Genomic DNA, 25,671 nt, shown 5'->3' on the forward strand with positions numbered 1-25,671 from the left:
GTCAGAGCATCGTCTGGGACTTCGACTCCATGTCGGCGGCGGCCTCCTCCTTCGACTCCCTGGTGAGGGGCTTGCCGCCCGGTGCGGCCGCCGGGCCGCCGAGCGGGTCCGCGCCGCCGGTCGACCCCTGCGGGCCGGCCCCGCGCAGCTGCTCGTTCGGCATGGCCAGGGTGACCAGCACGGCCACGATGGCGACCAGCCCGGTGGTCAGGAAGACCAGGTGCAGCGACTCGACGAACGAGGCCTGGATGGCGGCCCGCACCGGACCGGGCAGGGCCATGATCGTCGCCGGGTCGTTGATCGAGATGTTGGCGCCGCCGCGGGCCGCCACGGCCGCCCGCTGGTCCGGCGGGAGCTGGGCGATGGCCGCCGGCAGCCGGCCGGCCAGCTCGCTGGTGAGCCGGGACGACAGCACCGCGCCGAGGATGGCCACGCCGAACGAGCCGCCCAGCGAGCGGAAGAACGTCGCCGACGAGGTGCCCGCGCCCAGGTCGCGCGGGTCGACCGAGTTCTGCACGCCCAGGATCAGCGACTGCATGCACAGGCCCAGCCCGACGCCGATCACCACCATGAAGCCGAAGGCCACCCAGAGCGAGGTGGCCACCTGGAGCTGCCGGAACAGCAGCATGCCGACGACCAGCACGGCCGCGCCGGCCACCGGGAACCACTTGTACCGGCCGATCCGGCTCATGGCCCGCCCGGTGATGATCGAGGTGAAGATGATGCCGGCCATCATGGGCAGCATGAGCAGGCCGCTGCGGGTCGGCGAGGCGCCCTTGACGATCTGCAGGTAGAGCGGGATGAAGATGATCGACCCGAACATCACCAGACCGAGCACGAAGCCCGCCGAGTTGGCCAGCGCGAAGGTGGCGCTGCGGAACAGCCGCAGCGGCAGGATCGGCTCGCGTACCCGGGCCTCCTGGAGCACGAAGAGCGTGGCCAGAACCGCCCCGGCCAGGAACAGCCCGATGATCACGCCGGAGCCCCAGGCGTACTCGTTGCCGCCCCAGCTCAGCGCGAGCAGCAGGCAGCTCACCCCGGCGACCAGCAGTCCGGCGCCAACCCAGTCGACGGTGTGCTCCCGGCGCTGGAAGGGGACCAGCCGCATGACGTGGTAGCAGACCACGATGGCGAGGATGGCCAGCGGCACGTTGATGTAGAAGATCCACCGCCAGTTGGTCTCCGCGAAGTAGCCGCCGACCAGCGGGCCGGCCACCGACGAGATGCCGAAGACCGCGCCGAACAGGCCCTGGTAGCGGCCGCGTTCCCGGGGTGACACCACGTCCGAGATGATCGTGAACGCCAGCGTGAGCAGGCCACCCGCGCCGAGGCCCTGCACGCCCCGGGTGACGATCAGCTGGGTCATGTTCTGCGACAGGCCGGCCAGCAGCGAACCGAGCAGGAACGTGCCGATCGAGAAGAGGAAGACCGGGCGGCGCCCGTACAGGTCGGCCATCTTGCCGTACAGCGGCGTCGACGCCGTGGAGGCGAGCAGGTACGCGGTGACGACCCACGAGTAGTGGTTGATCCCGCCCAGCTCACCGACGATGGTGGGCAGCGCGGTGCCGACGATGGTCTGGTCGAGCGCCGCCAGCAGCATGCCAGTCATCAGGCCGAACATCAGCAGGCGGATCTGGCGGGCGTGCAGCACGGGACGAGCGGCCTGGGCTGTCATCCCGCTTCCTTTCCCACCGGGGGCGGATCATGCCCCCGGTGGGAGAAGAAGTCAGTGCTTCCCCTCGGCGAACTCCTCGACGATCTTGTCGCAGAACGCCGGCAGGTCGTCCGGCTTGCGGCTGCTCACCAGGCCCTTGTCGGTGACGACCTCCTGGTCCACCCAGTTCGCGCCGGCATTGGTGAGGTCGGTGCGCAGGCTCGGCCACGAGGTGATCGTCCGGCCGCGCACCACGTCCGCCTCGACCAGCGTCCACGGGCCGTGGCAGATCACCCCGACCGGCTTGCCGGCCTCGAAGAACGACTTCACGAACCGGACCGCGTCGGGGTCGGTCCGCAGGAAGTCCGGGTTCGCCACGCCGCCGGGCAGCACCAGCGCGTCGTACGCCCCCGCGTCCGCCTCCTTGGTCGTCACGTCGACCTGGTACTGCTTGCCGTGCTCGAGGTGGTTGAAGGCCTGGATCGAACCGGACTCGATCGAGACCAGCTCGACCCGGGCACCGGCGTTCTCCACCGCCTCGCGGGGCCTGGTGTACTCGACCTCCTCGACGCCGTCGGCGGCCAGGAAGGCGATCCGCTTGCCCTGCAGTGTCGCTGCCATGGTGGTTCTCCTCTCCGGGGTATGTCTGGACCCGTTCCCGGGCCGGACCCGCCGAAACCGGACGGCCCGGGTGTCCCGGGCCGCAGGTTTGGCCGGTCCCGCTCGGGGGACCCGAAGGGGCATGGCAGGAGCAGCAGCGGAAGAGCGCCGGCTCGCCACCGTCGTGGCCGGCTGGCAGGGGCGTCCCGTGCTGGTCGTCGGCGACGCCATGCTGGACGAGTGGCGGTTCGCGGAGTCCGAGCGGCTCTGCCGGGAGGCGCCCGCGCCGGTCCTGACCCTGCGCCGACGCATCTCCGCCGCCGGCGGGGCGGCGAACACGGCCGTCAACGTGGCCGCCCTCGGCGGCCGGGCCGCCCTGGTCGCCCCGGTCGGCGCCGACGTGGCTGGTGACGAGCTGCACGACTGCCTCGACCGGGCGGGCGTCTGGGACCGCACCGTCGGCCACCCCGGGCGGCCCACGCCGGTGAAACGCCGGATGCTCGCCGGCAACCAGATCCTGCTCCGCGAGGACTCCGGCGACCCGGAGGACGCGCTCGACGACGACGGAGTGGCCCGCCTGCTGACCGCCCTGCACTCCGCCACCGAGGAGCTGCGCGCGGTGGGCGCCGGGCAGCCGCCCACCCTGGTCGTCTGCGACTACGGCCTGGGCGCGCTGCCCTCGGCGGTGCGCGCCTGGCTGGTCGCCAACCGGGACCGGTACGCCACCGTGGCCCTCGACGCGCACGACCTGGCCGACTGGCGCGGCCTCAACCCGACCGTGGTGACCCCGAGCTTCGCCGAGGCGACCCGGCTGCTGGCCCGAGCGGCCGCCGGCTTCAACGGCGGGCACCGGAGCGGGGCCCGCGGCGCGACCGCCGGCCACCTGCACCTGGACCACCTGGCCGACCCGGCCGACGGCCCCTCCGAGCTGGTCGTCGGCGCGGCGCCCGGCGGGGCCGGTGAGCGGCAGCCCGGCAGCCCGCACCCGACTTCCGGGGCCGGCGCGGACCCGAGCATGGCGGGGCACGGCGGCGGGGTGGCCGGTCCGACCGGCGAGCCGACGCCCGGCGAGGAGCGGGTCGCGCTGACCGGGGACGGGCTCAGCGTCACCGGCACCGGCGTGACCGTCAACGCGGCGGCCGGTGCGGGCGTGGACCGGGCCGTACTGGCCGAGTCCCGCCTCGACGAGCTGCGCGAGCACACCGGCGCGGACGTCGTGGCGGTGACCCTCGACACCGAGGGCGCGGTGGTCGGCGGCGCCGACGGCGAACCCCGGCGCAGCCACAGCACCCCGGTCCCGGCCAGCCACGCCGTGGGGGCCGGGGACGCGTACCTGGCGGCCATGACCCTGGCGCTGGCCGCGGACGCGAGCCTGCCGACCGCCGCGCAGCTCGCCCAGCTCGCCGCGACCATCACCGTCTCCGACACCGGCACCTGCGTGTGCCGGCGGGAGGACCTGCTCGACGCGCTGGGCAGCGGGCCGGAGGAGGCCGGCCGCCCGACCCTGGTGGGCGCCGAGGAGCTGACCGCGATCGTCGCGGAGCACCGCCGGGCCGGCCGGTCGATCGTCTTCACCAACGGCTGCTTCGACGTGCTGCACCCCGGGCACGTCCGCTACCTGACCCAGGCCCGCGCGCTCGGCGACCTGCTGGTCGTGGCGGTCAACTCCGACGGCAGCGTACGCCGGCTCAAGGGCCCCGACCGGCCGGTCAACCCGGTCGAGGATCGCGCCGCCCTGCTCGCCGCGCTGGAGTGCGTCGACCACGTGGTGGTCTTCGAGGAGGACTCCCCGGCCAAGCTCATCGAGGCGGTCCGCCCGGACGTCTACGTCAAGGGCGGCGACTACCCGCCCGAGATGGTCCCGGAGGCCCCGCTGGTCCGCCGGCTGGGCGGCCAGGTACGCACCCTCGGTTACGTGCCGGACCGCTCCACCTCGGCGATCATCGACCGGATCCGGTCGCACCCGGTCGTCCCGCCGGTTAACGAGGGCAGGCCGGCGTGAACCGACCGCTCGACCTCGGCGCACCCGAGGAGTTCCGCCGCCCCCGGCAGCTCGACGTGCTGATTCCCACCCGCAACCGGCCCGCCGAACTGGCGGTCACCCTCTCCGGGCTGGCCGCGCAGGAGGGCGTACCGGACTTCGGGGTGGTGGTGAGCGACCAGTCCGACGGCGACCCGGCGTACACGCACCCGGCGGCGGCCACCATGGTCCGGGCGTTGCGCCACCGGGGCCACCCGGTGCTGCTGTCCCGGCGGCTGCCCCGGCGCGGGCTGGCCGAGCACCGGGCCTCCCTGCTGGACCGGTCGGCGGCCCGGTACGTGCTGTGCCTCGACGACGACGTCTGGCTGGAGCCCGGCACGGTGTCCCGGCTGGTCACCGCGATCCGGGAGCTGGGCTGCGGGTTCGTCGGCAACGCCGTGCACGGCCTCTCGTACGCCGAGGACGTGCGCCCGGAGACGCACGGGCACTACGAGGAGTGGCAGGGCCCGCCGGTGCCCGAGCGGGTCCGCCCCGGCACCCCGGAGTGGCAGCGCGCGTGCATCCACCCGGCGGCGAACCTGCTGCACGTCACCGAGAAGCTGCGGCTGCCGGCCGGGGCGTGGCGGGCGTACAAGGTCTCCTGGATCGGCGGGTGCGTGCTCTACGACCGGGCCAAGCTCCTCGACTCCGGCGGCTTCGAGTTCTGGCGCCGGCTGCCCGACCGGCACCAGGGCGAGGACGTCGCCGCGCAGCTCGCCGTGCTGGAGCGGCACGGCGGCGCCGGCGTCCTGCCCAGCGGGGCCTACCACCTGGAGTCGCCGACCACCGTCACCGAGCGGGACGTGGAGGCGTGGGAGGTCGTGGTCGCCGAGCCGGACACCCCGCAGCCGGCCTGACGCTCACTCCGCCAGCAGCTCGCGGGCGGCCTCGACCACCTCGGCGGTCGGGACGTCGGCGACGAACGAGTCGCGGTGCGGGCACTCGCCGCCGCCGGGGCGGTGCGGGTAGATGTCCCGCGTGCAGTCGATGCCGCAGACCGGGCAGTTGGTGGTCCACGAGGCGATCGGCCGGTGCCGGACGCGCAGCGGCGTCGCCCCGTTGATGAGGTTGCCGATCCAGTAGATGCCGACCGTCGGGGCGCCCACCGCGGCGGCCAGGTGCAGCGGGCCGGTGTCGTTGGAGACCACCAGCGCACAGCCCTCGTACGCGGCGGCCAGCCCGCCCAGGCTGAGCGTGCCGACCTGCGGGCGGACCGGCACGCCGGCCGCCGCGACCACCTCGTCCACCGTCTCCCGCTCGGCGGGGGTGCCGGTGACCAGCACCTCGTAGCCGTCGCCGGCCAGCGCCCGGGCGACCTCGCCGAAGCGCTCCGGCGGCCAGCGCCGCCGGGTGTCGGTGGCCCCCGGGTGCAGCGCCACCCGGGGTCGGGTCGGTTCGCCGAGCACCGTGCGGGCCTCGGCCCGGTCGGCGCCGGTCACCGCCAAGGTCGGCGTGATCGTCACGGCCGCCGCCCCGACCAGGGCCACCGCCTCCAGGTATCGGATCACCTCGTGCTGGTAGTAGACGTACCGGATCCAGCGGTCCAGCGGCGGCGCGTCGTGGGCGCGGAGGCCGGCGGTGACCCGGGCGCCCAGCCCGGCGATGATCGGGTTGGAGTTGACGCCGCCGCCGTGCAGTTGCAGGGCCAGGTCGAACCGCTCCGTGCGGGCCGCCGCCACTAAGTCCGCCAGCTCGGACGGCTCCTCGCCCGGGCCGGGTTCGCGGATGCCGGGCGCCGGCGGGACCACCAGCACCCGGTCCACCGGGCCGGGGCGGTCGCGCCACAGCTTCGCGTGCCACGGCGCGCCGAGCAGCACGATCTCCGCCGACGGGTACGCGGCCCGCAGCGCCTCGAGCGCCGGCAGGACGAAGATGAAGTCGCCGAGCGCGTTCGCCCGCAGCACGGCGATCCGCTCGACGTCGGGGACGCACTCGCCGACCGGGCCGAGCACCGACGACGGCTCCAGGTCGCGGCGCGGCGACAGACGCGCCGAGCTGGAGTTGTCGGCCCGGGTGTCCACGCGACCCCTACGGCCGGTCGATCTCGTCGGCCGTGGTGTCCGGATGGTGCAGCTCCCGGTCCGCTGCCGGGTCGACCACGGTCCGCGTACCCCCGGAGGTGGTGCTCGGGCCGGTGCGGCCGACGGTGATGGTGCGCGGCGCGGGCCGGGCCGCCCGGGGCAGCCGCACCCGGAGCAGGCCGTGGTCCATCACGGCGTCGATCCGGTCCGGGTCCACCCGGGACGGCAGGTCCACCCGGTACTCGAAGCCCCGGGTGGTGAACCCGCCCGGAATGCCCTGGTCGGCGTTGACCTCGGCCTCCGACCGGGCCCGTACGCACAGCTCCCGGTCGTCCAGCTCGACGGCCACCTCCTCGGGGGCCACACCGGGCAGCCGGACGACCACCTCCCAGCCGTCGGCGATCTCGGTCAGCTCCACGTCGGGGCTGCCGCCGCGGCCACCGACCAGGCGGCTCAGCTCGGCGCGCAGCGACTGCAGCTCGCCCATCGGGTCCCAGCCCTGCTGGCGGCCCCGCCAGCCCCGGCCGCCGCTCTGTTCCGTCATCGCACGTCTCCGATCCGCTGGGTCGCCGAGGGGGGTCGCAGCGAGCTCGGCGCGTTCAGGTCGTGCTCCGGGTCGACGCCGACACCCAGCCGGTCCACCAGCTCGCCGCCGAGCCAGGCGCTGACGCCGAGGATGGCCACGGCGACCACCTCGATGGCGATCAGGGCGCCTCCGGCGGCCCGGGAGTCGGCGTTGAGCCGCACCACCCAGACCGCGGCGAAGAGCAGGATCACCGCGACGTTGGCGGCGGCGTGGGTGAGCCCGACCCGCTTGGCGCGGGTGCCGGTGGGCAGGGCCAGCAGGTCGAAGGCGCCGGCCGCCGCGGCCAGCAGGCCGCCGACCAGGCCGACCGTGATGTTCCAGTACGCGACCTCGCCGAGGAAGTCCGGCCCGCCCACGGTGTCGATCACGTCGAAGATCACCGCGGTGACCAGCAGGGCCACCGGGAACATCACCAGCATGGGATGCACGGGATGGCCGAGCACCTTCAGTCGGCTCTCCATCTCGGCCTCCATCGATCGCGTCCGGGCGCGCTGCGGCTCAGTCCGTACCCGCCGGCTCCGGGGGCAAACCTCGCGTCGACGCGCTCTCCTAGGCTGACGATGGCGGAAACCAGCCGTTCGCGGGCCGGAATCGCCGCCAAGGTCAACGGACGGGGGAGGCAGACGTGACGACACGGGAGATCACCAGCCCGGAGGAACTGGCGGAACTGCTGGGCGCGCCGGGGCAGCGGGCGCGGGACAAGGAGCGCACGGTGCTGCACCAGCGGGACCGGGAGTGGCTGGCCGCGTCGCCGTTCTGCCTGGTCGCCACGGCCGGCGCCGACGGCAGCTGCGACGTGTCCCCGAAGGGCGACCCGGCCGGCTTCACCCTGGTGCTGGACGAGACCACCATCGCCATCCCCGAGCGGCCCGGCAACCGGCGGGCCGACGGCTACCGCAACATCCTGGCCAACCCGCACGTCGGGCTGATCTTCCTGATCCCCGGGCGCACCGACACCCTGCGGATCAACGGCCGGGCCCGGCTGGTGCGCGACGCGCCGTACTTCGCGGACATGGAGGTCGAGGGGCACCGGCCGGTGCTCGCCGTCGAGGTGACGATCGAGCAGATCTTCTACCACTGCGCGAAGGCGTTCCTCCGCTCCAAGCTGTGGCAGCCGGAGACCTGGCGACCCGACGCGCTGCCGACCCGCGCGCGGCTCGTCAAGGAGGTGGAGGCCCCGACGGAGAACCTCGCCGACCTGGAACGCCACTACGGCCCGGACTACGCCCGCCGCCTCTACGTCTGAGCCTCCCCACTCGACCGCCGCCCGGCGCGGATGTTTGGCCGGGCGGCTGGGGGTACTGATTCGGGGACGGCCCACCGCGATCACGCGACGCTGGACACCCCCTGGAACCGGGTCGAGGAAGGATGATGTGCGATGCCCACGAAGAACGGCTCCGGGCGCGGCAGCGGCTCGACCGCGACCACGAACCCGCCGGGCAACCAGACCCCGAACACCCCCGACATCAACGAGAGCGAGATCGCCCGGCTCAAGGTCGACCAGCTCCGCGACCGGCTGCGCAGGCGCGGCGTCGCCGGCACCGCCGACATGCGCAAGGACGACCTGGTCAAGGCCCTGGTGAAGGCCATGAAGGACGGCGCCAAGAAGAGCACCTCGGCACGCGCCGGGGGCTCGTCACGCTCCGGCTCGTCCGCGAAGAAGACCACCTCGTCGTCGGCGAACCCGCCCGGCAACCAGACCCCGAACACGCCGGACATCAACGAGAGCGAGATCGCCCGGCTCAAGGTCGACGAGCTGCGCAGCCGGCTGCGCGCCCGGGGCGTCGCCGGCACCGCCGGCATGCAGAAGGCCGACCTGGTCAAGGCGCTGGTGAAGAGCCTGCGTGACGGCTCTTCCCGCTCCTCCTCCGGGGGCGGCGGTGTCCGCAAGGGGCCGCAGAACTCAAAGTCGATCAAGTACGCCCAGGAGGTCACCTCGGTCGACGACGAGCCGGAGCGGCCCGGCCGCAGCCTGGTCACCACCGACCACGACGTGATCCGGCGGTGGGCGGAGGCTCGCAAGGGCGTACCGACCACCGTGGACGGCACCGAGCACGACGGGCACGCCGGGGTGCTGCGCTTCGACTTCCCCAGCAACGGGCGCGAGCAGCGGCTGCGCGAGATCAGCTGGGAGGAGTGGTTCCGCGCCTTCGACGAGCGGCGGCTCAACTTCATCTACCAGGAGGAACGCTCCGACGGGAAGCAGAGCAACTTCTTCCGGCTGGAGAGCCCGGACCGCGAGGACGGCTGACTCCACACGGAACTCCGGAGGCCCGGGTCGGCGCGTCGACCCGGGCCTCCGGCATGACCGTCGAATCGGCGCCGTCCCGATTAGCCCGGGTCTCCGGGGGTACGGATTTCGGTACCGACGACTGAACGACAAGGAGTGCCCATGACCACGAAGGTCGAGAAGTCCATCGAAGTCGACGTACCGGTCAGCACCGCCTACAACCAGTGGACCCAGTTCGAGGAGTTCCCCCGGTTCATGGGTGGCGTGCAGGAGGTACGCCAGCTCGACGACCGGCGCATGCACTGGGTCGCCGAGATCGCGGGCGTGAAGCGCGAGTGGGACGCCAAGGTCCTGGAGCAGGTGCCGGACCGCAAGGTCGCCTGGGCCGCCACCAGCGGCGCCACCAACGCGGGCGCCGTCTACTTCCAGCCCATCGGCACCGACCGCACCCAGGTCCGGCTCTCCCTCGAGTACGAGCCGGAGGGGCTGGTCGAGAAGGCCGGCGACAAGCTGCACATCGTCGAGAAGCGGGCCGAGGCCGACCTGGAGAAGTTCAAGTCGTACATCGAGGGCCGGGGCGCGGAGACCGGCGCCTGGCGCGGCACCGTCGACGAGGGCCGTACCCTCGGCACGCCCGGCGTGGAGCACGCCGCGTCCTCCCGCGGCGACGACGGCAAGGCCGGCCTCTCGGCCAAGGCGGTCGCGGCCGGCGCGGTTGCCGCGGGCGCTGCCGCGGCCGGGGCCGCCGCCGCGGCCAAGCACCGCTCGGAGACCGACGAGGAGCCCACGCCGCAGACCGAGACGGAGTACGTGGTGACCGACGTCCCCGCGCAGCGGCCCGGCGTGTTCCCGCCCGACCCGGCGGACCCGCGCCGCAACCTGTAGGCCTTTCACCTCCCTGCCGGAGTGAGCCCGGTGGGCCGGCCCCCGCGCCGCGCCCGCCGGGCTCACTTCGTTCCGGCGCGTATCGTTGCCGCCCGTGACCGACCTCGAACGACGCACACCGGAGATCACCGTCGCCACCCCGGCGGACCGCGAGCGAGTCGTCGACTCGCTGGTCGCCGCCTTCGCCGCCGACCCCGTCCTGACCCACCTCTTCCCCGACCCGGCCAGCTACCCCCGGTACGCCGCCGCCTTCTTCGGGCACCTCTTCGACAAGCGGGTCCACCGGGGAACCATCTGGACGATCGGCCGGGGCGCGTCGGTGGCGATCTGGGAACCACCGGTCCCGCCGGAGCCGGAACCGGCCGACCCGCTCGCCACCCACCTGCCCGCCGACGCGCTGGCCCGGGTCCGCGCCTACGACGCGGCCGTGCACGCCGCGCTGCCGGCCGGCCCGTTCTGGTATCTCGGCGTGCTCGGCACCCACCCCGACAGCGCCGGACGCCGCTGGGGCCACGCAGTGATGCGGGCCGGGCTGAGCCGGGCGGCGGCGGACGGGCTGCCGGCGGTGCTGGAGACCAGCAACCCGGCCAACGTCGAGATCTACCGCCTGGCCGGCTGGCAGGTGGTACGCGAGGTCCCCGAACCCCTGCCCACCTGGATCATGCAGCAGCCGACCAATGTGAACCGCTGATGAATCCCTCCCGGATCGTGCGCGAAGAGGATCTCGCCCACTGCACCACCGGCCAGTTCCTGGAGCTGCTGAAAGCCCTCACGATGATCCTGACCCTGCCTCAGTCGGCCGCCGACGAGGTCGAGGCACTCGTCGTCGCCACCGGTCAGGGCGAAGACTGGCGCCTCACCCACGCGATCCGCACCTGGGAGGCGAACCCGAAGCTCCGCCACCTCCTGGTGGCGAACGGGAACCCGGCGGAGAAGACCTACGTCGAGATCACGCTCGACCACCTGCGGAGCCTCGGCCTCCGTCGCGCCGAGGGGGTCCACGTTCAGGCCGAGCCGGCCCCGAACACCGGCCTGCAGGCCGCGTGGATCGCCGACCAGGTCCGGGCCCGCGGCATCACAAGCCTCGCGCTCACCGTCTCCCCCTACCACCTGGCCCGCGTCTACCTCACGGTCCTCAGGGCCTTCAACAGGAGTGGCATGCGGCTGCCCGTCATCCCGCTCCCCGTGGCCGTCTCTCCAGACCTGCCCGTCCCGGAGACCGGGGCGACCGCCTACGACCTCGTGCCCGGGGAAGCCAGACGCATCCTCGCCTACCTGGACGAGGGGTGGGTCGCCACACCGGCGGAGCTACAGGACTACCTACGGTGGCTGTGGAGCCGGCACCGGGCCCTCCTCGTCGGGCCGGACCGCGCCCGGTGACAGCGCGGGCGACGCCCGCCCCGCCAGCCGTCGGGCCTCAGCTCTCCGCCGACCGCCACCCGCCTGAGCTGCGCCACAGCCGGGCTTCGGCCATCAGTTGCCGCATCGCTTCCTCCTTCGCGGCGCCGTACCGCGCCCGACTGTCGGGGTGCCGCTCGGCCGCACGCCTCTTCGCCGCCTCGTAGCGGCGCGCGGCCTCGGCGTCAGCCGCGATGTAGGCGCGGAAGAGCCGGTTCTCCGCCGGCACCGGTGAGGTGACACCGAAGACGTGCAGGTGCTCGGCCCGCATTCCCGCGGTGTCCTTCACGAAGAACAGGTGCTGGTCGTCGTCGGGGAAGACCAGCGGTCGGTAGACGTACCCGAGCAGCTCCAGGGACCGGAGATCGGCGAGCACCGCTTCGACCTCGGGCACCACCACCTGGATGTCGATGATCGGCTTGGCCGCCAACCCGGGAATGCTGGTGGAGCCGATGTGCTCGATGCTCACCGCCGTGAGCAACACGCCCACCAGCAGCCGCTGTGCAGCCGTGAACCGCTCCGACCACGCCGGGTCGTAGGCCACCACCTCGACCACGCGCGCCTCGTCCGTCACCTCGTCACCGTAGCGGCGTTGTCGGCGCCGCAGCTTCCCTCGTGGCGGGGGCATCTCGGCATCCGCGACCGGTCGGAGCTTCGGCTAGCCTCCGGTCTGTGGCAGCCGAAGCAGCGGGAGCGTTTCGCCGGACGCCGATCGAACGATCAGATCAGCGCGTGGCGTGGGAACGGACGGATCAGGCCTTCTTCGCTGCCGGAGCGTGTCACATCCTGGCCTGGGTGTGCCGGGACTCCTACCCTGGGCGCCCGATCGAGATCGCCGGGGTACGCCCGGCCGGCGAATGGCAGGTCTTCCACGTCTACGCGGTGTGCGATGGCTGGGCGTTCGATCACTCGGGCTGGAACCCCGAGGCGCAACTGCTCGCGGTGAACACCGAATTCGAAGGCCGCCAGCTGGAACGCGTCACGATCACCGACGACCTCGCCGGCTTCTGTGCGGCGCACTACTCCCGCATGCCCGGCGATTACTGGCAGGACCCGCTCCCCCGTGCCCGCGACTACGTGAACCGGCACGCCCCGCCTTGGACATGACAGCCTCGCTGGTGAGCGCAGGCGCCATCAGCTCCAGTTCAACCTGCCCATCTCCCGCTTGAACTGCTTGAGGGTGAAGGTGCTGCCCTCGGCGGGCGTCAGCCGCAGGGAATAGGTGACCTCCCCAGCAACCCACCACAGGGTCCACGAGCCTTCCGCCCCGCCGGTGATGACCCCTTTACGTGCGCCGATCGTGAGGGTCGCGACGGCGGCGGGTCGACTCGCGTCGGCGGTGCGACGCGCAGCCGCGAGGAGATGGGAGCCGCCGGGGCCGTTGTAGCCCTGATACCAGCCGTCGTCGGTGGACGCCCACTGCCCTGGGTGCGGGCTCCACCGCTCGTCGCTGCTCAAGGCCGGCAGATCGCGCTCGAAGTAGGTCGGTGGCGGGAGTGCGGTGGCGGCGTCGCGGAGCACCCGGTCGCCGAGAGGTTCCGGCAGCGACACCACGAGGGGAATGGGCTCGCCACTCGTGGCGCAGTCGGTCGCACGCCCCATGCGCGCCTTCACCGCGATCACCACCCGGGTGCCGTCCTGCTCGGCCACCGCCGCCCGGGGCTGCACGAGTTCATTGCACTCCGCGCTCGCTCCGGCGTACACGGTGACGGACCTGCCGTCACGAGCAACCAGCGCCGAGAGCCAGGCCAGGGTCGACGGGGCCTCCTCCGACGCCTCCTGCGCCGACACCTGCCGGGGCGCCACCGGATCGGTCGCGCGTTGCTGCCTCACGAAGAAGCTGCCGAGGAGTGCCAAGCCGATGGCGGCGGCCGCCACCGCGAGGGTGCCCCGCCCACGACGGCGTGCCCGGTCAGCCGGTAGCGGCGCCGGAAGGTGCCCGTTCGGCAGGTCGCCGCCGACCATCAGGTCGGGCAGTGCGTCGTCGGGTTTCATCAGCCGCCTTCACCTTCCGCGGGACGTGCAGAAGCGGAGCGTACGCGAGCATCGGCTGCCCCACGGGCCCGCGTTCGACGACCCCGCCTGGTGCAACCGTTGGCTCTATTGTCACGGAGATGATCAGCAAGGTTTCCGCTGCCGCGGTGCGCCATCGGCACGTCGTTCTGCTGCTTGGCCTGCTGCTGGCAGGCGTGAACGCTGCTGCCGTCGGGTTCGCCCCCTCCCTCGGACAGGTCCTCCTCGCCCCGCTTGCCTTCCTCGCCCTGGCGGCCCTGGTCCTGTCGGTCATCGTCATGGGGATCCGGCCGGCCTGCTTCGTGGTGCTACCGCAGATGCCGGCCTTCGCCACTCCAGCGCCGGCGTGGAGGGTGCTTTTTGCCTTCGGCTTCCTCGGGCCTGTCTCGGCCAGCGTCGGCGCAATGGTGCGCTCGGCAAGGGCGGGCATGGTGTCGACACTCGACGTGATCTTGACGATCTCCTCGCTCGTGCTGGTCGCGCTGCTGCTTGTCGAGGCGTGGCAGGGACACGGGGTGCAGCTACGGCCTCACGGCATACGGCAGAGCTGGGTCCTCGGCTCGCTCACTGTGCCGTGGGAGGCCCTCCCGGCCGCTCGGGTTGCCCCGGGGGCGGACCGCCCCTGGCGGCTTCGGATGACCTTCGCGAAGCCACTGCTCGTGAGGCGGCGTGGCCTTCCGTGGAGCCGGAACGCGCTGCGCACGGACAACGTCGACGCCGGTTTTCTCGCCGCCGCGATCCAGCACTACGTCTGTCATCCCGAAGGCCGGGCGGCCATCGGCAGCCAGGCCGAATACGGACGGCTTCTCGCGGCGCTGGCCGACCGGGACGGCGGAAGGCACAAGGGCAACTGACTCCAGGTGCAGCTGCAGTGCCCTGCAGCTGGCCGTGGCGGCAGCCGCTTGTCACCGACCTTGTGGCACACAGCGTCAACCCTCTGACACTCAGCGTCAACCCACGCCTCTTCGACGTATGTAGTATTCCGCCATTGGCAGTGATCACTGCATTCCAATTCACCCGGGAAAGGAAGCAGATGCGCCTACCCAAGAAGCTTCGGCTGGCCCTCACCGCTATTGTCAGCATTCCTCTGATGGGGCTCTGGGCATCACCGGCACAAGCTCATTTTGCTGTCGCCTACCATGGGTCCGACGTGGCGACCGTGTCTTCAGGTCACACCTTCGTAGAGGTTTACGACAAGGAGGCCGACGGTAACGGCGTATACGGCGTCTTCTACCTCTACAACGGCACCACCCAGCAGGTTGGCGATCCGAACGGAAGCGCCTCGGGCGGCGGAAGTGCAGGCTTCAGCGCCGGGGTGGACTGGTTCTACATCTGCGAGAGAAACGTCGGATGCAGCGGAGTTGTCAACGCCTGACCATGGAGTCGGGCTCCAGAATCGCCGGCACGACAATTGGGCAGATCAGGCACCGGTACATAACTGCCGTTCCGCCAGTGTCGGCAGCCGCCGCTGTTGGCCATTCTGGTATGCCGACCGACAGGCTGCCATAGCCATCCCGATGCGCCTATGAATGTCAAGCTCCGCCGGGAATCGTCGGCGGAGCTTGACATTTTCGCAGATGAACCAGGCATCTGTCATGCCTGGCTCTTCACACGCCGACCCAGCAGGACGGGAGGGCAGTCTCCCGTCAGCCGTCTGGCTACTGGCCCGTAGATGGCCCATCTGAGTCAGCCTGGCGCTCGGCTCGCCAGATGGCGTGGCCCTTCAGTAGGTAGCCGGTCCAGTAGATCGCGAACAGGATCAGGAAGCACGCAAAGAACACCCCCGAGACCATGCTCGCGATGATGATTGCTTCCCTGCCGTCAGCCAGTCCGTGTGCGGCGAATCCGGCGAGGCCCAGGACGAAGAAGATGACCATGTAGACGGGCAGTGCCGGGCTGTCGGCAGGGTGAGGAGCGCGAGTCAGCCACGGGGTGTGAGGGTCTTTGCTGATCACGCCGTGAGTATCGGGGACGATGGACGGGAAAGCTAGCGGATCTCCTCGTCGGCAGTCTCCGAACCCCGGCCCTCAGAGGTCCAGCCGGAAAGCGGATCACTTCGCCGGGCACCACGGAGGCTGGACGGTCGGGGGCGGCTGAGCTCAGCTACTGCGGTCGCTCGGCGAAGATGTCAGCATGCTCCAGGAGTGATCGAGCGAAGTCGACGGGCGGCAGGCCCCTTCCCCGCTCACGTTCCGCATCCGTAATCGGCACGACGTTGATGACTCGAACAGCGCCCGCGCTGGTGTGGACATAGTCCAGCCCTTCGGCGCTCAACGGGCCGGCAAGGAAGACCGCACGACATCCGGAGAAGGTGGGGAAGTCCTCCCGGAAACCGATCATGTGCCCCCAGTTCAGTTGCGTTCCCGTTACGAACGGATGCACCGCAAGATCGGCCAACCGGACGGCGATCGCGTGCTCTTCGGAACGGGTCAGCGGCCCGCGCCGCCGAAGGTGGAGCTCGGCGCGGCCACCTCCACCCGGTCCGGGCGCCGCCGGCATTTCTTTCGCCGCCATGCCGATGGTGGCGAAAGAGGTCATGTCCGCCCCGGATCTGGGCCGATACACGACCACATCCAGCCGGCTGATCGGTCCCTGCTCGTCTTCGAAGAGGAAGCCATCGTCCTCCTCGCCCAGCTGGTTCTGATACGCGTTGAAGATGTCTCGCAGGACAGGAGGAGCAGCCATGGCGGGGCACTCTACGCCGGACGTGGGTCTTCGCGGCGGCTGCGGCGTCGGTCGGGCTGGCAGGGCTGACTCCGCACGTCCTGCCCCTGATGTTCGCTGTGGTCCGCCACTGTCCGCCGGCTTGGCTGCTTGGTCGGCTGCTTCTGGGCGCAACTATCGCCAGAGCAGGGAGTGGGGTCCTGCCGGCCTGCCTGCACGTCCAGCGCTTCGCGGGCGGTTTTTGATGATCCTGCTCACTCCAGCTAGATCGGGTATCGGCCGACCGGCAGCCTGGCCGGGTGACAACCACGGTGATGCCTGAGAGCCCTGGCGTCGCTGTCGGGCCCATCAGGCGCGACCCGTACATCGACAACGTCAAAGGGCTGTTGATCGTCCTGGTCGTGCTCGGCCACATGGTGGGTCAGACGGTCGGCTCCTCGCCAGGTGGCAGGACGATTTACACGTTCATCTACCTGTGCCACATGCCGGCCTTCGTCATGCTTTCGGGGATGCTCTCGGCAACCGAGCTCACCGGCCGTCGTGCGGCGTCGCTGATCCGGGATCTGCTCGCGCCGTACGTGGTGTTTCAGCTGCTTTACATGATCTTCTACACGGCGATGGACAAGCCGATGCCCTGGACGGCCGACATGTTCCTCTCCCCGATCTATCACCTGTGGTTCCTGCCGGCCCTGTTCATCTGGCGGATGCTCGCTCCGCTCTTCGCCCAACTTCGCGGAGCGGTCGTCATCGCGATCGTCGTGTCCCTCACCGCCGGAACCGCCAGTTCGCTCGGCCACGCCCTGTCGTTGGACCGGGTGGCAGGAATGCTGCCCTTCTTCGTCCTCGGCGTCTGGCTCGGTCGCGGCAGGCTCGCGTACCGCCCATCTCCGCCCGTGCGGCTGACCGCGATCGCCGTCCTCATCGCTGCCGCGCCGATCGCCTATCTGGTCGCCTCGCGCCTGTCGGCCCTCTGGGTGTACTGGAACCGCACTTACCAGCGGCTCGGGGTGGAGGTGACCGAGGGCGTCCTGATCCGGCTTGGACTGATGGCCGTCGGGTTGGCGATGACTTGGGCGATCATGATGCTCGCTCCCCGTCGCCACACGTTCCTCACGGGTTGGGGAGCCAACTCCATGTACCCCTATCTGCTGCACGGGTTCGTCGTCCTGGCCTTCAAGTGGTCACCCCTCGACAAGCAGGTCGACAACATCCCAGCCTTGCTGGTGCTCATCGCCGCGGTCGTTGCGCTGGTCTGGATCACCGCCAGCCGGCCCGTGGTGTGGGCGTTGCGTCCGCTGGTCAGCCCTCCGGTCGGCTGGCTGCTCAGGGACGTCGCCCCAGCGAAGAAACAGCAGTCCACGGCGGTGACCAGCCAGAGCTGAGCTCAGCCCGATTCCTCACCCCCGATCCGGCGGGCAGGTGGTCGAGCCGATGACGCTGGACGTACGAGGGCTGTTCGCGACGTTGGGAAACGGCAGAAGCCCAGGCCAATGACCTGGGCTTCTGTACCGAGCCGCCTGACGGAATCGAACCGTCGACCTACGCATTACGAGTGCGTCGCTCTAGCCGACTGAGCTAAGGCGGCAACGATCGTCAAGTGTACGGCACACCCCGCCGGACGCCGAACGGGATCCCCTCACCTCCGATCCGGACATCAGGGAGTTTCGGTACTTCCGCGGGAGAGACTTCGCGCTCGGTCAGGACTACCCTGCGGCGGGTGAGTGACGATCACGTACCGCCGCAGCAGCCGATCCCCGAGGCGCACCCCGGCGAGCGGGCGACCCGGCGCCCGCGCAGCCTGAATCCCCTGGAGCTGGGTTTCACCCCGCGCAAGCCGGTCCCCTGGCTCGCGCCGCTGCTGCTGATCAGCACCGGCGTGCGGACCCTGCTGGCGATCCTGTTCGGGGCGTACCTGGACAAGCGCGAGTTGCAGAACGCGTTCGGCGACGACACGTTTCGGCAGGTGGGGCCGGACGGCGGGCTCTGGCTGGACTACGTGGCCGACCTGGGCGACGGCTTCGACGCGACGTACTCGGTGGCGTACCTGCTCGCCCAGCCCGAGCTGGAGGTGGACGGGCACCGGCTGCCCCGGGCGCAGACCCTGGTGATGGGGGGCGACCAGGTCTATCCGTCGGCGGCCTACGAGGCGTACGAGGACCGGTGCAAGGGGCCGTACCAGGCGGCAATGCCCGTGGCGCCGCCGCAGCGGCCGACGCTCTTCGCGGTGCCCGGCAACCACGACTGGTACGACGGGCTGACCGCGTTCCTGCGGCTGTTCGTCCGGTCCCGGGACCGGCACTTCGCCGGCTGGGGCACCGGCCAGTCCCGCTCGTACTTCGCGGTGGAGCTGCCGGCCGACTGGTGGCTGCTGGGCCTCGACGACCAGTCCGGGTCGTACCTGGACGACCCGCAGCTCACCTACTTCGACGAGGTCGCCCGGAAGCTCACCCCGCGCTCGAAGGTGATCCTGGCGGTGCCGGCCCCGACCTGGGTCAAGGCCCACGACCATCCCACGGCCTACGACTCGATCGACTACTTCATCCGTACGATCGTCGCGCCCACCGGCGCGCAGGTGCGGCTGCTGATCTCCGGCGACCTGCACCACTACGCCCGCTACACCGGGCCGGAGCGACAGCTGATCACCTGCGGGGGCGGTGGCGCCTACCTCTACCCCACCCACCAGCTGCCCGAGCGGCTGGAGGTGCCGCCGCGGGACACCCTGGCCCGCCGGTCCAGCCGCACCCGCGAGTACGAGTTGGCCGCCCGCTATCCGGACAAGGCCCGCTCCCGGCGGTACGGCTGGGGGATCTTCGCCCGGCTGCCGTTCCGCAACCCGGGCTTCACCACCCTGCTGGGCACCCTGCACACGCTCCTCATGCTGGCCATGGCCGGGGTGGCGGCGAACCACGTGGGCACCACCGAGCAGCGCCTGTTCAGCGTCCCGCTGGTGATCATGCTGGTGGTGACCCTGCTGAGCGCGGCGTTCTTCGCCAAGCCACCCAGTTCCGGCGGGAAGCGGCACGCCCGGCACTGGATCCTCGGCGTGACGCACGGCCTGGCCCACGTCGCGCTGGCCGCCGGCGGCACCTGGCTCTGGCTGCAACTGCCGTTCTACGACTGGCCGTGGCCGCTGCCGGCGGTCGCCGCGGCCGTCCTGTACGGGCCGGTGAGCGGCCTGGTCGCCAGCCAGGTGGTGGCGCTCTACCTGCTGGTGGCGGGGTCGTTCGGAGTGAACGTCAACGAGCTCTTCGCCGGCCAGGGCATCGAGGACTCGAAGGCGTTCCTCCGGTTCCGCATCGACGCCGACGGCACCCTGACCATCTACCCGATCGCCGTGGACAAGGTCTCCCACGCCTGGGAACTCAACGAGGACCAGTCCCCGACGTCAAGCTGGCTCCTCCCCAAAACCCCCCTGACCCCCCGCCTGGCCGAGCCCCCCATCGTCCTCCGCTGAGGCCGCGCACACTGGAGTCGATCAAGAGGTTTGCGTCAGGAACGGCCCGTTTCCTGACGCAAACCTCTTGATCGACGGCGGGGAACCAAGGGAGGCGGTCAGGAGTAGTGCTGGTCGTGGGCCTTGCGGGGGGCGCAGACCGAGGCTCGGCTGCATGAGCAGCGGGAGCCGTCGGCGTCGAGGCGGACCGTGACCGAGTCGCGGGGGACGCTGTGGCCGACGACCTTGCCGTCGCCCTCCGGCGTGGAGACGCGGCTGCCGATCGCCGGGGCGGACTCCTGGAACCGCTGGTAGAGCGGATGCTCGTACTTCAGGCAGCACATCAGCCGGCCGCACGCGCCGGAGATGCGCAGCGGGTTGAGCGGCAGGTCCTGGTCCTTGGCCATCCGGATGGTCACCGGCTCGAAGTCGGTGAGGAAGGTGGCGCAGCACAGGTCCCGCCCGCAGGAGCCGATCCCGCCCTGCACCCGCGCCGAGTCGCGGGCGGAGAGCTGCCGCAGCTCGACCCGGCAGTGCAGGGTCGCCCCCAGGTCGCGGACCAGGGAGCGGAAGTCGACGCGGTGCGGGGCGGTGAAGTAGACGGTCGTCCGGTCGCTGCCGGTCTCCGGGGTGGCGAAGACGTGGTCGATCGCCACCACCTTCATGGGCAGGCCGTGCTCGCGGATCAGCCGCTTGGCGGCCACCTTGGCGTCGGCTTTGCGCCGGCGCAGCAGCTCGTCGCGGCGCAGGTCCTCGTCACCGGCCAGGCCGGCGAGCCGGGGGAAGCCGTCGGTGTCCTCGCTGACCCACTGCGCGGCCCAGACGCACTCGGCCACCTCGGGCCCCTCGTCGGTGGGCACCAGCACCTTGTCGCCCACCTGCGGGCGCAGCTCGCCCGGGTCGAGGTAGTAGAGGCGCCCGTACCGGTTGAAACTGACCGCGCAGAGCATGCCCATGCCCACCACCCTAACGACCTCCGCCCGGTTCCGGGACGGCCGCCGTCGCCGTCCGGTCACCCGGCGCAGCGATCCATGATTGTCGACTCGACCGAACCCACCTCGACCCCTCGTGTCGTTGATCCTCGCCCGGACGGCTGAAACATGAGTCGGTTACGGGACAAGCGGCGGCCGACCGCGTTGAGTGAAGGCATACCTGCGGGGGGTGCAGGGGAAGGCCACGGCGTCGCCGCCGGAGCCCGGCTACGGCCGGTTCGGCGTGCGACGCCGTGGACCTGCCAGGGCCCGTTCAGTGTCCGATCCGGGTGGTGCCGCCGTAGCGGGGTGCGGTCGTGGCCCGGTCCCGCCAGGTCGTCTCGGCCAGGCTCGGCGCCCACTGGCGCAGCAGCGTCTCCGCGCCGTCGTAGGCCACCCCGAGCACGCCCAGCACCCGGGTGGCGATCTCGGCGGCCGCCAGCGCCCCGGACCGCCCCGCGTCGACGCCCGGGCGGGTGGCGGCGTGCACGGTGACCGCCTCGGCCGAGCGCAGCAACTCGGCCAGCGCCCGGGCCAGCGCGAGTCGGCTCCCCTCCACCCAGTCGGCCAGCGCGTCGGCGTAGCCGGCGGTCGACTCCAGCCGCCCGACCAGGCTCTCCGGCCCCTCGTCGAGGTGGCGGAGCAGGGCCGTGCGGGCCTCGTCGTACGCCGCGGCGGCCGGCCCGGACCAGGCGACCGGGTCGGCGAGCATGGCGCAGGTGTCGTCGTACCCCCGGACGAGCCGGCGCACGGCGTGGCCGGCGCCGGTCAGCGGTGCGGGGTGCAGGTCGAGGAACTCGCGCACGGCCGCGCCGGGGAGCACCTGCATGCGGCGCAGCAGCGGCCAGAGCGGGTGCCCCTCGGGCGCGCCGGCGGCGAGCAGCGCGTCGACCCGCGCGAGCAGGTCGAGACCCGGCTCGGCGAGGCGGTCGAGCGCGTCCATCAGGCCTCCCGGGCCAGCCGCCGCCCGACCGACTCGTCGGTGGCGGAGTAGCGGTCGGCGGCGCTGCGCAGGGCGGCCGCGGCGGCGGCCAGCCGGGTGGCGGCGGCCTGCGCCTCGCGGGCCCGGTCGCCGGTGGCGGCCGTCCACTGCCGGTGCAGGGCCCGGCCGACCTCGCCGGGCCGGCCGGCGGCCTGGGCGCCGAACGCGGGGTGGGGCGGGTCGGTGGCGGTCACCGTGCGGGCCAGCGTGGCGAGGGTCGCGCCGGCCTCGTCGAGGCGGGCGGCCAGCGCGCGCAACGTCTCCATGTCAGGCTCCCGCCAGCGGCCGGTAGGCCGCGAAGGTCTCGTTGTGCAGCTTCTCCCGGGCCCACTGCGCCGCGTCGGCGGCGGCGGTCACCGCGGCCTGCACCGATCCGGCGACGTCCCGGGGGCTGCGCTGGTGCAGGGGGCCGAGGAAGCGCACCTCGGTGATCCGCCCGCCGGCGGTCACCACCACCTCGACGAGGCCGTCCGGCGAGCGGACGGTCACCTCGACCGTCGACACCGCCTGGTCGAACTCGGCCTGGAGGGTCTCGATGCGCCGGTAGCGCCGGACCGCCTCCTCGATCCAGGCCTCGTCGATCTCCCCCCGCGGCATCGGCGGACTCCTCCCGGCTGATCCCGTCACTGAGCGTGCCGCCATCGTCACCGCGGCCACACCGGACCGTACCGCAGTCAACAAAGCCTGTCGATGCCCTGTGGACAACGCCGGAGGGTGGCCGTCAGCCCTTCCACAGGGCGAGCATCATGGCCTCCACCGCGATCCGCGGCTTGACGTTCGCCTCGATCGCCGCCCGGCACTCCAGCACGGCCTCCAGCCGGCGCAGGGACCCCTCGGCGTCCCACTTCTGCGCGCCGGCCTCAGCCACCGCCGCGGTGTCGGTGTGCACCGGCGCGACCGGCGCCCGCAGCGCCATGGTCAGCGCGTCCCGGTAGAAGCCGGCCAGGTCGACCAGGGCCCGGTCGAGGGCGTCCCGCTGGGCCCGGGTGGCCCGCGACTTCTGCCGCTTCTCGAGGTCCTTGAGCTGCCCGGCGGCGCCCCGCATGGCCCCGGCCGCGCCCCGGCCGGTGCCGCCCGCGCCGAGCGCGGTCTGCAGCGCGGCCCGCTCCGTCTCGTCGAGTTCGGCGACCGACGCGGCGGCCTCCGCCTCGGCCGCCTCGATGAGCGCGGAGGCCGCGTCGAACGCGGCCCCGACCCCGGTCAGCCGGCGCGGCACGGCCAGCACGGCGTCGCGGCGCTGCCGGGCCTCCGGGTCGCGGGCCAGCCGCCGGGCCCGGCCCACGTGTCCCTGCGCCGCCGCGGCGGCCCACTCGGCCACGTCGGGGGCGATGCCGTCCCGGCGTACGAGCACCTCGGCCACCGCGCCGGCTGGCGGCTGCCGCAGCGGCACGACCCGGCACCGCGACCGGATGGTCACCGAGATGTCGTCCGGGTGGGTGGAGGGGGCGCAGAGCAGGAAGACGGTACGCGGGGGCGGCTCCTCGATGGCCTTGAGCAGCGCGTTGCCGGCGGCCTCGGTGAGCCGGTCGGCGTCCTCGATGATGACGATCTGCCAGCGGCCGCCGGACGGGGTGCTGGCCGCCCGGAGCACCAGCGCGCGCATCTCGTTCACGCCGATGGAGAGCCCCTCGGGCACCACCAGGCGCACGTCGGCGTGGGTGCCGGTCAGCGTGGTGTGGCAGCCGGGGCAGTGGCCGCAGCCGGTGCCGTGGACGCACTGCAACGCGGCGGCGAAGGCGCGCGCGGCCACCGACCGGCCGGAGCCGGGCGGCCCGGTGAAGATCCAGGCGTGGGTCATCCCGGCGCCGGGATCGGCCCCGGCCCGGTCGTCCGCCGCGCCGGGCCCGTCGACCTGCTCGGCGAGCGCGTCGAGGTCGTCGTACCCGCCGTCCGGGTCCGCTCCGCCGCCCGCCGGGGCGCCCGCCCGGGACACCGCGGGCGCGGCGGCGCGGAGCAGGGCGGCGGCCGAGGCGGCGGCCCGGCGCAGCGTGACCACCGCCTCGTCCTGCCCGACCAGGTCGGCGAAGACGTCCGTCATCGTTTGGGGCGTTCCATCGTCACCAGCTCCGCGTCGGATAACTCGGGCTGGACCGTGGTGTCGGGGCCCTGGGCCGGGCGCGGGTGCACGATGCTGGCCGGGTCGACGAGGAACTCGTCCACCCGCCGGGCGACCGCCGCGGCGATCTCCTCGACCGGGCGGGACGCGTCGAGCACCAGGTAGCGCTTCGGGTCGGCGGCGGCCAGGTCGAGGAAGGCGTACCGGACCCGCTCGTGGAAGGCGAGCGACTCGGCCTCCAGCCGGTCGGTGCCCTCGTTGCGGGAGTCGACCCGGGACCGGCCGGTGTGCGGGTCGACGTCGAGGAGCACCACGAGGTCGGGCTTGAGGCCACCGGTGGCCCACGAGGAGAGCCAGGAGACCTCCTGCACCGGCAGTGTCCGCCCGGCCCCCTGGTACGCCAGCGACGAGTCGACGTAGCGGTCGCTGATCACCACGGCGCCGCGGACCAGCGCCGGCCGGACCACGGTGGCGACGTGGTGGGCCCGGTCGGCGGCGTACAGCAGCGCCTCGGCGCGCGGCGACGGGGCGTCGTCGCCGGAGGTCTCCAGCACCAGCGAGCGGATCCGCTCCCCGATGCCGGTGGCCCCCGGTTCCCGGGTGACCACGACGTCCCGGCCCTGCCCGCGCAGCCGGTCGGCGAGCGCGGCGAGCTGGGTGGACTTGCCGGCGCCCTCGCCGCCCTCGAAGACCACGAAGAGGCCGCTGGAGACGAAGGGCTCCGAGGGCATCAGCGGGCGGCCCCGGATCGAGCCCCAGAGGTCGGCCAGGACCGGCACGCCCTTCTTGTCGTCCATCTGGCCGAAGGCGCTGATCCCGGCGAAGATGCCGGCGACGCCCGCGGCGAGCAGCAGCAGGCGGGTCGAGGAGACCGAGATGCCCAGGTCGGCGATGGTCAGCTGGCGCGAGCCGCCGACGCCGACCAGGAGGCTGCTCAGCGCGATGGCGAGGATCAGCACCAGCCGGGTGCCGATCTGCACCACGGCGAAGACCCGGCCGCGCACCTCGTCGGCGACCTCGCCGCCGAGCAGCGTGGTGCCGGCCAGGAAGGCCATGCCGGCGCCCGCGCCGACCAGGATCGCGCCGAGCATCGCCATGGACAGGTGGATGGCGAAGGCGAGCACCAGCACCGAGGCGCTGGCCAGCACGATGCTCATGCCGAACCAGCGGCGCCGGGACATGTCCCGGACGATCATCGGCCCGAGCCCGATGCCGAGCGCCAGGCCGACGAAGATCGCGCCGAAGAGCAGCGAGAAGGCGGCGTCACCGGCGCCGAGCGAGTTGGCGAAGAACTTGGCCGTGCCGACCACGATGCCGCCGCCCGCGAAGGCGCCGAAGATGCCGAGCACCAGGCCGCGTACCAGCCGGGTCTGGCCGATGTATTTCCAGCCGTCGGCGAACTGGCGGAACATGCTCTGCTCGACGCGCTCCGCCTCGCCGCGCTGGGCCTCGCTGATCTCCTTGATCCCGAAGGCCACCACCAGTGCGGTGGCCAGCCGGGAGAAGGCGTTGAACCAGAGGGCGAGCTGGGCCGGCTCGGCCCAGTCGGGCAGGTCGCCGCCGACCGCCCCGCGTACCCCGCGGTCGAGCACGGCCAGGGCGATGGCCGCGGCCACCGGCGTCAGGCCGTACGTGGTGATCAGCGTGAGCTGGTTGGCCGTCTCCAGCCGGGTGCGCGGGATCAGGTTGGGGACCGCGGCCTCCTTGGCCGGGATCCACAGCAGGGTGACCGACTCGATGAGGAACGTCGCGATCAACGCCCAACCGACCACCAGCCCTCCCGCGGCGCCGGTGAGCGCGTAGAGCGGGATCGAGGCGAAGAGCACGAAGCGCAGCAGGTCGCAGATGACCATCGTCCACCGCCGGTCGAACCGGTCGGCGAAGACGCCGGCCACCGGACCGAGCACCAGCGCCGGGAGCAACCGGATCGCGGTCACGCCGCCGAAGGCGGCACCCTGGGCGGTGCTGCCGGAGACCTGGGCGGCGGCGAAGAGCGCGGTGGCGAGCAGGCCGAGCCAGTCGCCGAAGGAGGCGACGCCGAGCACGATCCAGAGCCGGCGGAACGGCCGGATGCGCAGCACCGACCGGATGGCGGCCGCTCCGGAGCGGTCGGCCTGCGCTGCGGGCGACGACACGCCGGGCGACTCGCCGTTGTTCT

Annotated in this window: 26 protein-coding genes, 1 tRNA gene and 1 pseudogene; 12 read left to right on the forward strand and 16 right to left on the reverse strand. The window is 72.3% G+C overall.

Going from position 1 to position 25,671, the window contains the following annotated elements:
* Position 1: 1 nt before the first annotated feature.
* Entirely contained in the window at positions 2 to 1,675 is a 1,674-nt protein-coding gene (locus IEY96_RS03035; RefSeq protein ID WP_189193247.1) for an MDR family MFS transporter, read from the reverse strand.
* A 51-nt stretch (positions 1,676 to 1,726) separates the two neighbouring features.
* Positions 1,727 to 2,275, reverse strand: a complete 549-nt coding sequence (locus IEY96_RS03040; protein WP_189193248.1) for a type 1 glutamine amidotransferase domain-containing protein — start codon at positions 2,273 to 2,275, stop codon at positions 1,727 to 1,729.
* Between the two features lie 121 nt (positions 2,276 to 2,396).
* On the opposite strand from IEY96_RS03040, the gene rfaE2 reads away from it, so the two are divergent.
* Together rfaE2 and IEY96_RS03050 are read left to right on the forward strand one after the other, a co-directional pair.
* The gene (gene rfaE2 / locus IEY96_RS03045) at positions 2,397 to 4,256 is read left to right on the forward strand and encodes a D-glycero-beta-D-manno-heptose 1-phosphate adenylyltransferase (protein WP_189193249.1); all 1,860 of its coding nucleotides are present in this window, start codon (positions 2,397 to 2,399) and stop codon (positions 4,254 to 4,256) included.
* The gene (locus tag IEY96_RS03050; protein ID WP_189193250.1) at positions 4,253 to 5,131 is read left to right on the forward strand and encodes a glycosyltransferase family 2 protein; all 879 of its coding nucleotides are present in this window, start codon (positions 4,253 to 4,255) and stop codon (positions 5,129 to 5,131) included. The genes rfaE2 and IEY96_RS03050 overlap by 4 nt, the downstream gene beginning before the upstream one ends.
* A 3-nt stretch (positions 5,132 to 5,134) precedes the next feature.
* On the opposite strand, the gene IEY96_RS03055 is transcribed toward IEY96_RS03050, so the two are convergent.
* From IEY96_RS03055 to IEY96_RS03065, 3 genes are all read right to left on the reverse strand, one after another.
* A complete protein-coding gene (locus IEY96_RS03055) occupies positions 5,135 to 6,241 on the reverse strand; it encodes a glycosyltransferase family 9 protein (protein ID WP_189193596.1) in 1,107 nt (368 codons plus the stop codon).
* Between the two features lie 61 nt (positions 6,242 to 6,302).
* On the reverse strand, positions 6,303 to 6,839 hold the full coding sequence (locus IEY96_RS03060) for an Hsp20/alpha crystallin family protein (RefSeq protein WP_189193251.1): 537 nt from the start codon (positions 6,837 to 6,839) through the stop codon (positions 6,303 to 6,305).
* On the reverse strand, positions 6,836 to 7,342 hold the full coding sequence (locus IEY96_RS03065) for a DUF2231 domain-containing protein (RefSeq protein ID WP_148427317.1): 507 nt from the start codon (positions 7,340 to 7,342) through the stop codon (positions 6,836 to 6,838). The genes IEY96_RS03060 and IEY96_RS03065 overlap by 4 nt, the downstream gene beginning before the upstream one ends.
* 164 nt (positions 7,343 to 7,506) lie before the next feature.
* Between IEY96_RS03065 and IEY96_RS03070 the strand changes: the two genes are divergently transcribed.
* The 5 genes and pseudogenes from IEY96_RS03070 (at position 7,507) to IEY96_RS03090 (ending at position 11,376) form a co-directional block, all read left to right on the forward strand.
* On the forward strand, positions 7,507 to 8,127 hold the full coding sequence (locus IEY96_RS03070) for a pyridoxamine 5'-phosphate oxidase family protein (RefSeq protein WP_189193252.1): 621 nt from the start codon (positions 7,507 to 7,509) through the stop codon (positions 8,125 to 8,127).
* A 132-nt stretch (positions 8,128 to 8,259) separates the two neighbouring features.
* A complete protein-coding gene (locus IEY96_RS03075) occupies positions 8,260 to 9,132 on the forward strand; it encodes an SAP domain-containing protein (RefSeq protein WP_229791355.1) in 873 nt (290 codons plus the stop codon).
* 141 nt (positions 9,133 to 9,273) lie between these two features.
* Positions 9,274 to 9,723 (forward strand): annotated as a pseudogene (locus tag IEY96_RS32475) (SRPBCC family protein); the annotation flags it as partial.
* A 367-nt stretch (positions 9,724 to 10,090) separates the two neighbouring features.
* A complete protein-coding gene (locus IEY96_RS03085; RefSeq protein ID WP_189193254.1) occupies positions 10,091 to 10,687 on the forward strand; it encodes a GNAT family N-acetyltransferase in 597 nt (198 codons plus the stop codon).
* Entirely contained in the window at positions 10,687 to 11,376 is a 690-nt protein-coding gene (locus IEY96_RS03090; RefSeq protein WP_189193255.1) for an ElyC/SanA/YdcF family protein, read from the forward strand. Before IEY96_RS03085 ends, IEY96_RS03090 begins: the two co-directional genes overlap by 1 nt.
* Before the next feature lie 37 nt (positions 11,377 to 11,413).
* On the opposite strand, the gene IEY96_RS03095 is transcribed toward IEY96_RS03090, so the two are convergent.
* Complete coding sequence (locus IEY96_RS03095; RefSeq protein WP_189193256.1) at positions 11,414 to 11,968, reverse strand: GrpB family protein; 555 nt, start codon at positions 11,966 to 11,968, stop codon at positions 11,414 to 11,416.
* Positions 11,969 to 12,066: 98 nt separating this feature from the next.
* Here IEY96_RS03095 and IEY96_RS03100 point away from each other — a divergent pair, with 98 nt between their 5' ends.
* Positions 12,067 to 12,501 (forward strand): hypothetical protein, encoded by a 435-nt coding sequence (locus IEY96_RS03100; RefSeq protein ID WP_189193257.1) that lies wholly within the window; start codon positions 12,067 to 12,069, stop codon positions 12,499 to 12,501.
* A gap of 27 nt (positions 12,502 to 12,528) precedes the next feature.
* On the opposite strand, the gene IEY96_RS03105 is transcribed toward IEY96_RS03100, so the two are convergent.
* A complete protein-coding gene (locus IEY96_RS03105; protein WP_189193258.1) occupies positions 12,529 to 13,389 on the reverse strand; it encodes a hypothetical protein in 861 nt (286 codons plus the stop codon).
* 119 nt (positions 13,390 to 13,508) lie between these two features.
* On the opposite strand from IEY96_RS03105, the gene IEY96_RS03110 reads away from it, so the two are divergent.
* Both IEY96_RS03110 and IEY96_RS03115 read left to right on the forward strand, forming a co-directional pair.
* A complete protein-coding gene (locus IEY96_RS03110; RefSeq protein ID WP_189193259.1) occupies positions 13,509 to 14,261 on the forward strand; it encodes a hypothetical protein in 753 nt (250 codons plus the stop codon).
* Positions 14,262 to 14,401: 140 nt separating this feature from the next.
* A complete protein-coding gene (locus tag IEY96_RS03115) occupies positions 14,402 to 14,782 on the forward strand; it encodes a hypothetical protein (protein ID WP_189193260.1) in 381 nt (126 codons plus the stop codon).
* A 283-nt stretch (positions 14,783 to 15,065) separates the two neighbouring features.
* On the opposite strand, the gene IEY96_RS03120 is transcribed toward IEY96_RS03115, so the two are convergent.
* Together IEY96_RS03120 and IEY96_RS03125 are read right to left on the reverse strand one after the other, a co-directional pair.
* Complete coding sequence (locus IEY96_RS03120; RefSeq protein WP_189193261.1) at positions 15,066 to 15,362, reverse strand: hypothetical protein; 297 nt, start codon at positions 15,360 to 15,362, stop codon at positions 15,066 to 15,068.
* Positions 15,363 to 15,510: 148 nt separating this feature from the next.
* On the reverse strand, positions 15,511 to 16,092 hold the full coding sequence (locus tag IEY96_RS03125) for a suppressor of fused domain protein (protein WP_189193262.1): 582 nt from the start codon (positions 16,090 to 16,092) through the stop codon (positions 15,511 to 15,513).
* A gap of 278 nt (positions 16,093 to 16,370) precedes the next feature.
* Here IEY96_RS03125 and IEY96_RS03130 point away from each other — a divergent pair, with 278 nt between their 5' ends.
* Positions 16,371 to 17,453, forward strand: a complete 1,083-nt coding sequence (locus tag IEY96_RS03130; protein ID WP_189193263.1) for an acyltransferase family protein — start codon at positions 16,371 to 16,373, stop codon at positions 17,451 to 17,453.
* Positions 17,454 to 17,582: 129 nt separating this feature from the next.
* On the opposite strand, the gene IEY96_RS03135 is transcribed toward IEY96_RS03130, so the two are convergent.
* Positions 17,583 to 17,656: transfer RNA gene (locus IEY96_RS03135), tRNA-Thr, on the reverse strand.
* A 165-nt stretch (positions 17,657 to 17,821) separates the two neighbouring features.
* Between IEY96_RS03135 and IEY96_RS03140 the strand changes: the two genes are divergently transcribed.
* Positions 17,822 to 19,525 (forward strand): metallophosphoesterase family protein, encoded by a 1,704-nt coding sequence (locus IEY96_RS03140; protein ID WP_229791393.1) that lies wholly within the window; start codon positions 17,822 to 17,824, stop codon positions 19,523 to 19,525.
* Between the two features lie 98 nt (positions 19,526 to 19,623).
* Here IEY96_RS03140 and IEY96_RS03145 read toward each other — a convergent pair whose 3' ends face one another.
* From IEY96_RS03145 to tmk, 6 genes are all read right to left on the reverse strand, one after another.
* Positions 19,624 to 20,460 carry a PSP1 domain-containing protein gene (locus tag IEY96_RS03145; RefSeq protein WP_189193265.1) on the reverse strand — a complete coding sequence of 279 codons (837 nt, stop codon included), beginning with the start codon at positions 20,458 to 20,460 and terminating at the stop codon, positions 19,624 to 19,626.
* A gap of 289 nt (positions 20,461 to 20,749) precedes the next feature.
* Positions 20,750 to 21,418 (reverse strand): hypothetical protein, encoded by a 669-nt coding sequence (locus tag IEY96_RS03150; protein ID WP_189193266.1) that lies wholly within the window; start codon positions 21,416 to 21,418, stop codon positions 20,750 to 20,752.
* Entirely contained in the window at positions 21,418 to 21,723 is a 306-nt protein-coding gene (locus IEY96_RS03155) for a type VII secretion target (protein WP_189193267.1), read from the reverse strand. The genes IEY96_RS03150 and IEY96_RS03155 overlap by 1 nt, the downstream gene beginning before the upstream one ends.
* Position 21,724: 1 nt before the next feature.
* Positions 21,725 to 22,054, reverse strand: coding sequence for a YbaB/EbfC family nucleoid-associated protein (locus IEY96_RS03160; protein WP_189193268.1), 330 nt, complete (start codon positions 22,052 to 22,054; stop codon positions 21,725 to 21,727).
* Between the two features lie 124 nt (positions 22,055 to 22,178).
* Positions 22,179 to 23,495: a DNA polymerase III subunit delta' gene (locus IEY96_RS03165; RefSeq protein ID WP_189193269.1), complete on the reverse strand. Its 1,317-nt coding sequence runs from the start codon at positions 23,493 to 23,495 to the stop codon at positions 22,179 to 22,181.
* Complete coding sequence (tmk, locus tag IEY96_RS03170; protein ID WP_268247135.1) at positions 23,492 to 25,648, reverse strand: dTMP kinase; 2,157 nt, start codon at positions 25,646 to 25,648, stop codon at positions 23,492 to 23,494. Before tmk ends, IEY96_RS03165 begins: the two co-directional genes overlap by 4 nt.
* Positions 25,649 to 25,671: the final 23 nt, after the last annotated feature.

Source organism: Micromonospora fulviviridis (genome assembly GCF_014648395.1).
Taxonomy (GTDB): Bacteria; Actinomycetota; Actinomycetes; order Mycobacteriales; family Micromonosporaceae; genus Micromonospora; species Micromonospora fulviviridis.

Coding starts and splice junctions, on each gene's coding strand:
- IEY96_RS03035 (WP_189193247.1), bottom strand. CDS start 1,675: ATGACAGCCCAGGCCGCTCGTCCCGTGCTGCACGCCCGCCAGATCCGC.
- IEY96_RS03040 (WP_189193248.1), bottom strand. CDS start 2,275: ATGGCAGCGACACTGCAGGGCAAGCGGATCGCCTTCCTGGCCGCCGAC.
- rfaE2 (WP_189193249.1), top strand. CDS start 2,397: ATGGCAGGAGCAGCAGCGGAAGAGCGCCGGCTCGCCACCGTCGTGGCC.
- IEY96_RS03060 (WP_189193251.1), bottom strand. CDS start 6,839: ATGACGGAACAGAGCGGCGGCCGGGGCTGGCGGGGCCGCCAGCAGGGC.
- IEY96_RS03065 (WP_148427317.1), bottom strand. CDS start 7,342: ATGGAGAGCCGACTGAAGGTGCTCGGCCATCCCGTGCATCCCATGCTG.
- IEY96_RS03075 (WP_229791355.1), top strand. CDS start 8,260: ATGCCCACGAAGAACGGCTCCGGGCGCGGCAGCGGCTCGACCGCGACC.
- IEY96_RS03090 (WP_189193255.1), top strand. CDS start 10,687: ATGAATCCCTCCCGGATCGTGCGCGAAGAGGATCTCGCCCACTGCACC.
- IEY96_RS03105 (WP_189193258.1), bottom strand. CDS start 13,389: ATGAAACCCGACGACGCACTGCCCGACCTGATGGTCGGCGGCGACCTG.
- IEY96_RS03110 (WP_189193259.1), top strand. CDS start 13,509: ATGATCAGCAAGGTTTCCGCTGCCGCGGTGCGCCATCGGCACGTCGTT.
- IEY96_RS03125 (WP_189193262.1), bottom strand. CDS start 16,092: ATGGCTGCTCCTCCTGTCCTGCGAGACATCTTCAACGCGTATCAGAAC.
- IEY96_RS03145 (WP_189193265.1), bottom strand. CDS start 20,460: ATGGGCATGCTCTGCGCGGTCAGTTTCAACCGGTACGGGCGCCTCTAC.
- IEY96_RS03150 (WP_189193266.1), bottom strand. CDS start 21,418: ATGGACGCGCTCGACCGCCTCGCCGAGCCGGGTCTCGACCTGCTCGCG.
- IEY96_RS03155 (WP_189193267.1), bottom strand. CDS start 21,723: ATGGAGACGTTGCGCGCGCTGGCCGCCCGCCTCGACGAGGCCGGCGCG.
- IEY96_RS03160 (WP_189193268.1), bottom strand. CDS start 22,054: ATGCCGCGGGGGGAGATCGACGAGGCCTGGATCGAGGAGGCGGTCCGG.
- IEY96_RS03165 (WP_189193269.1), bottom strand. CDS start 23,495: ATGACGGACGTCTTCGCCGACCTGGTCGGGCAGGACGAGGCGGTGGTC.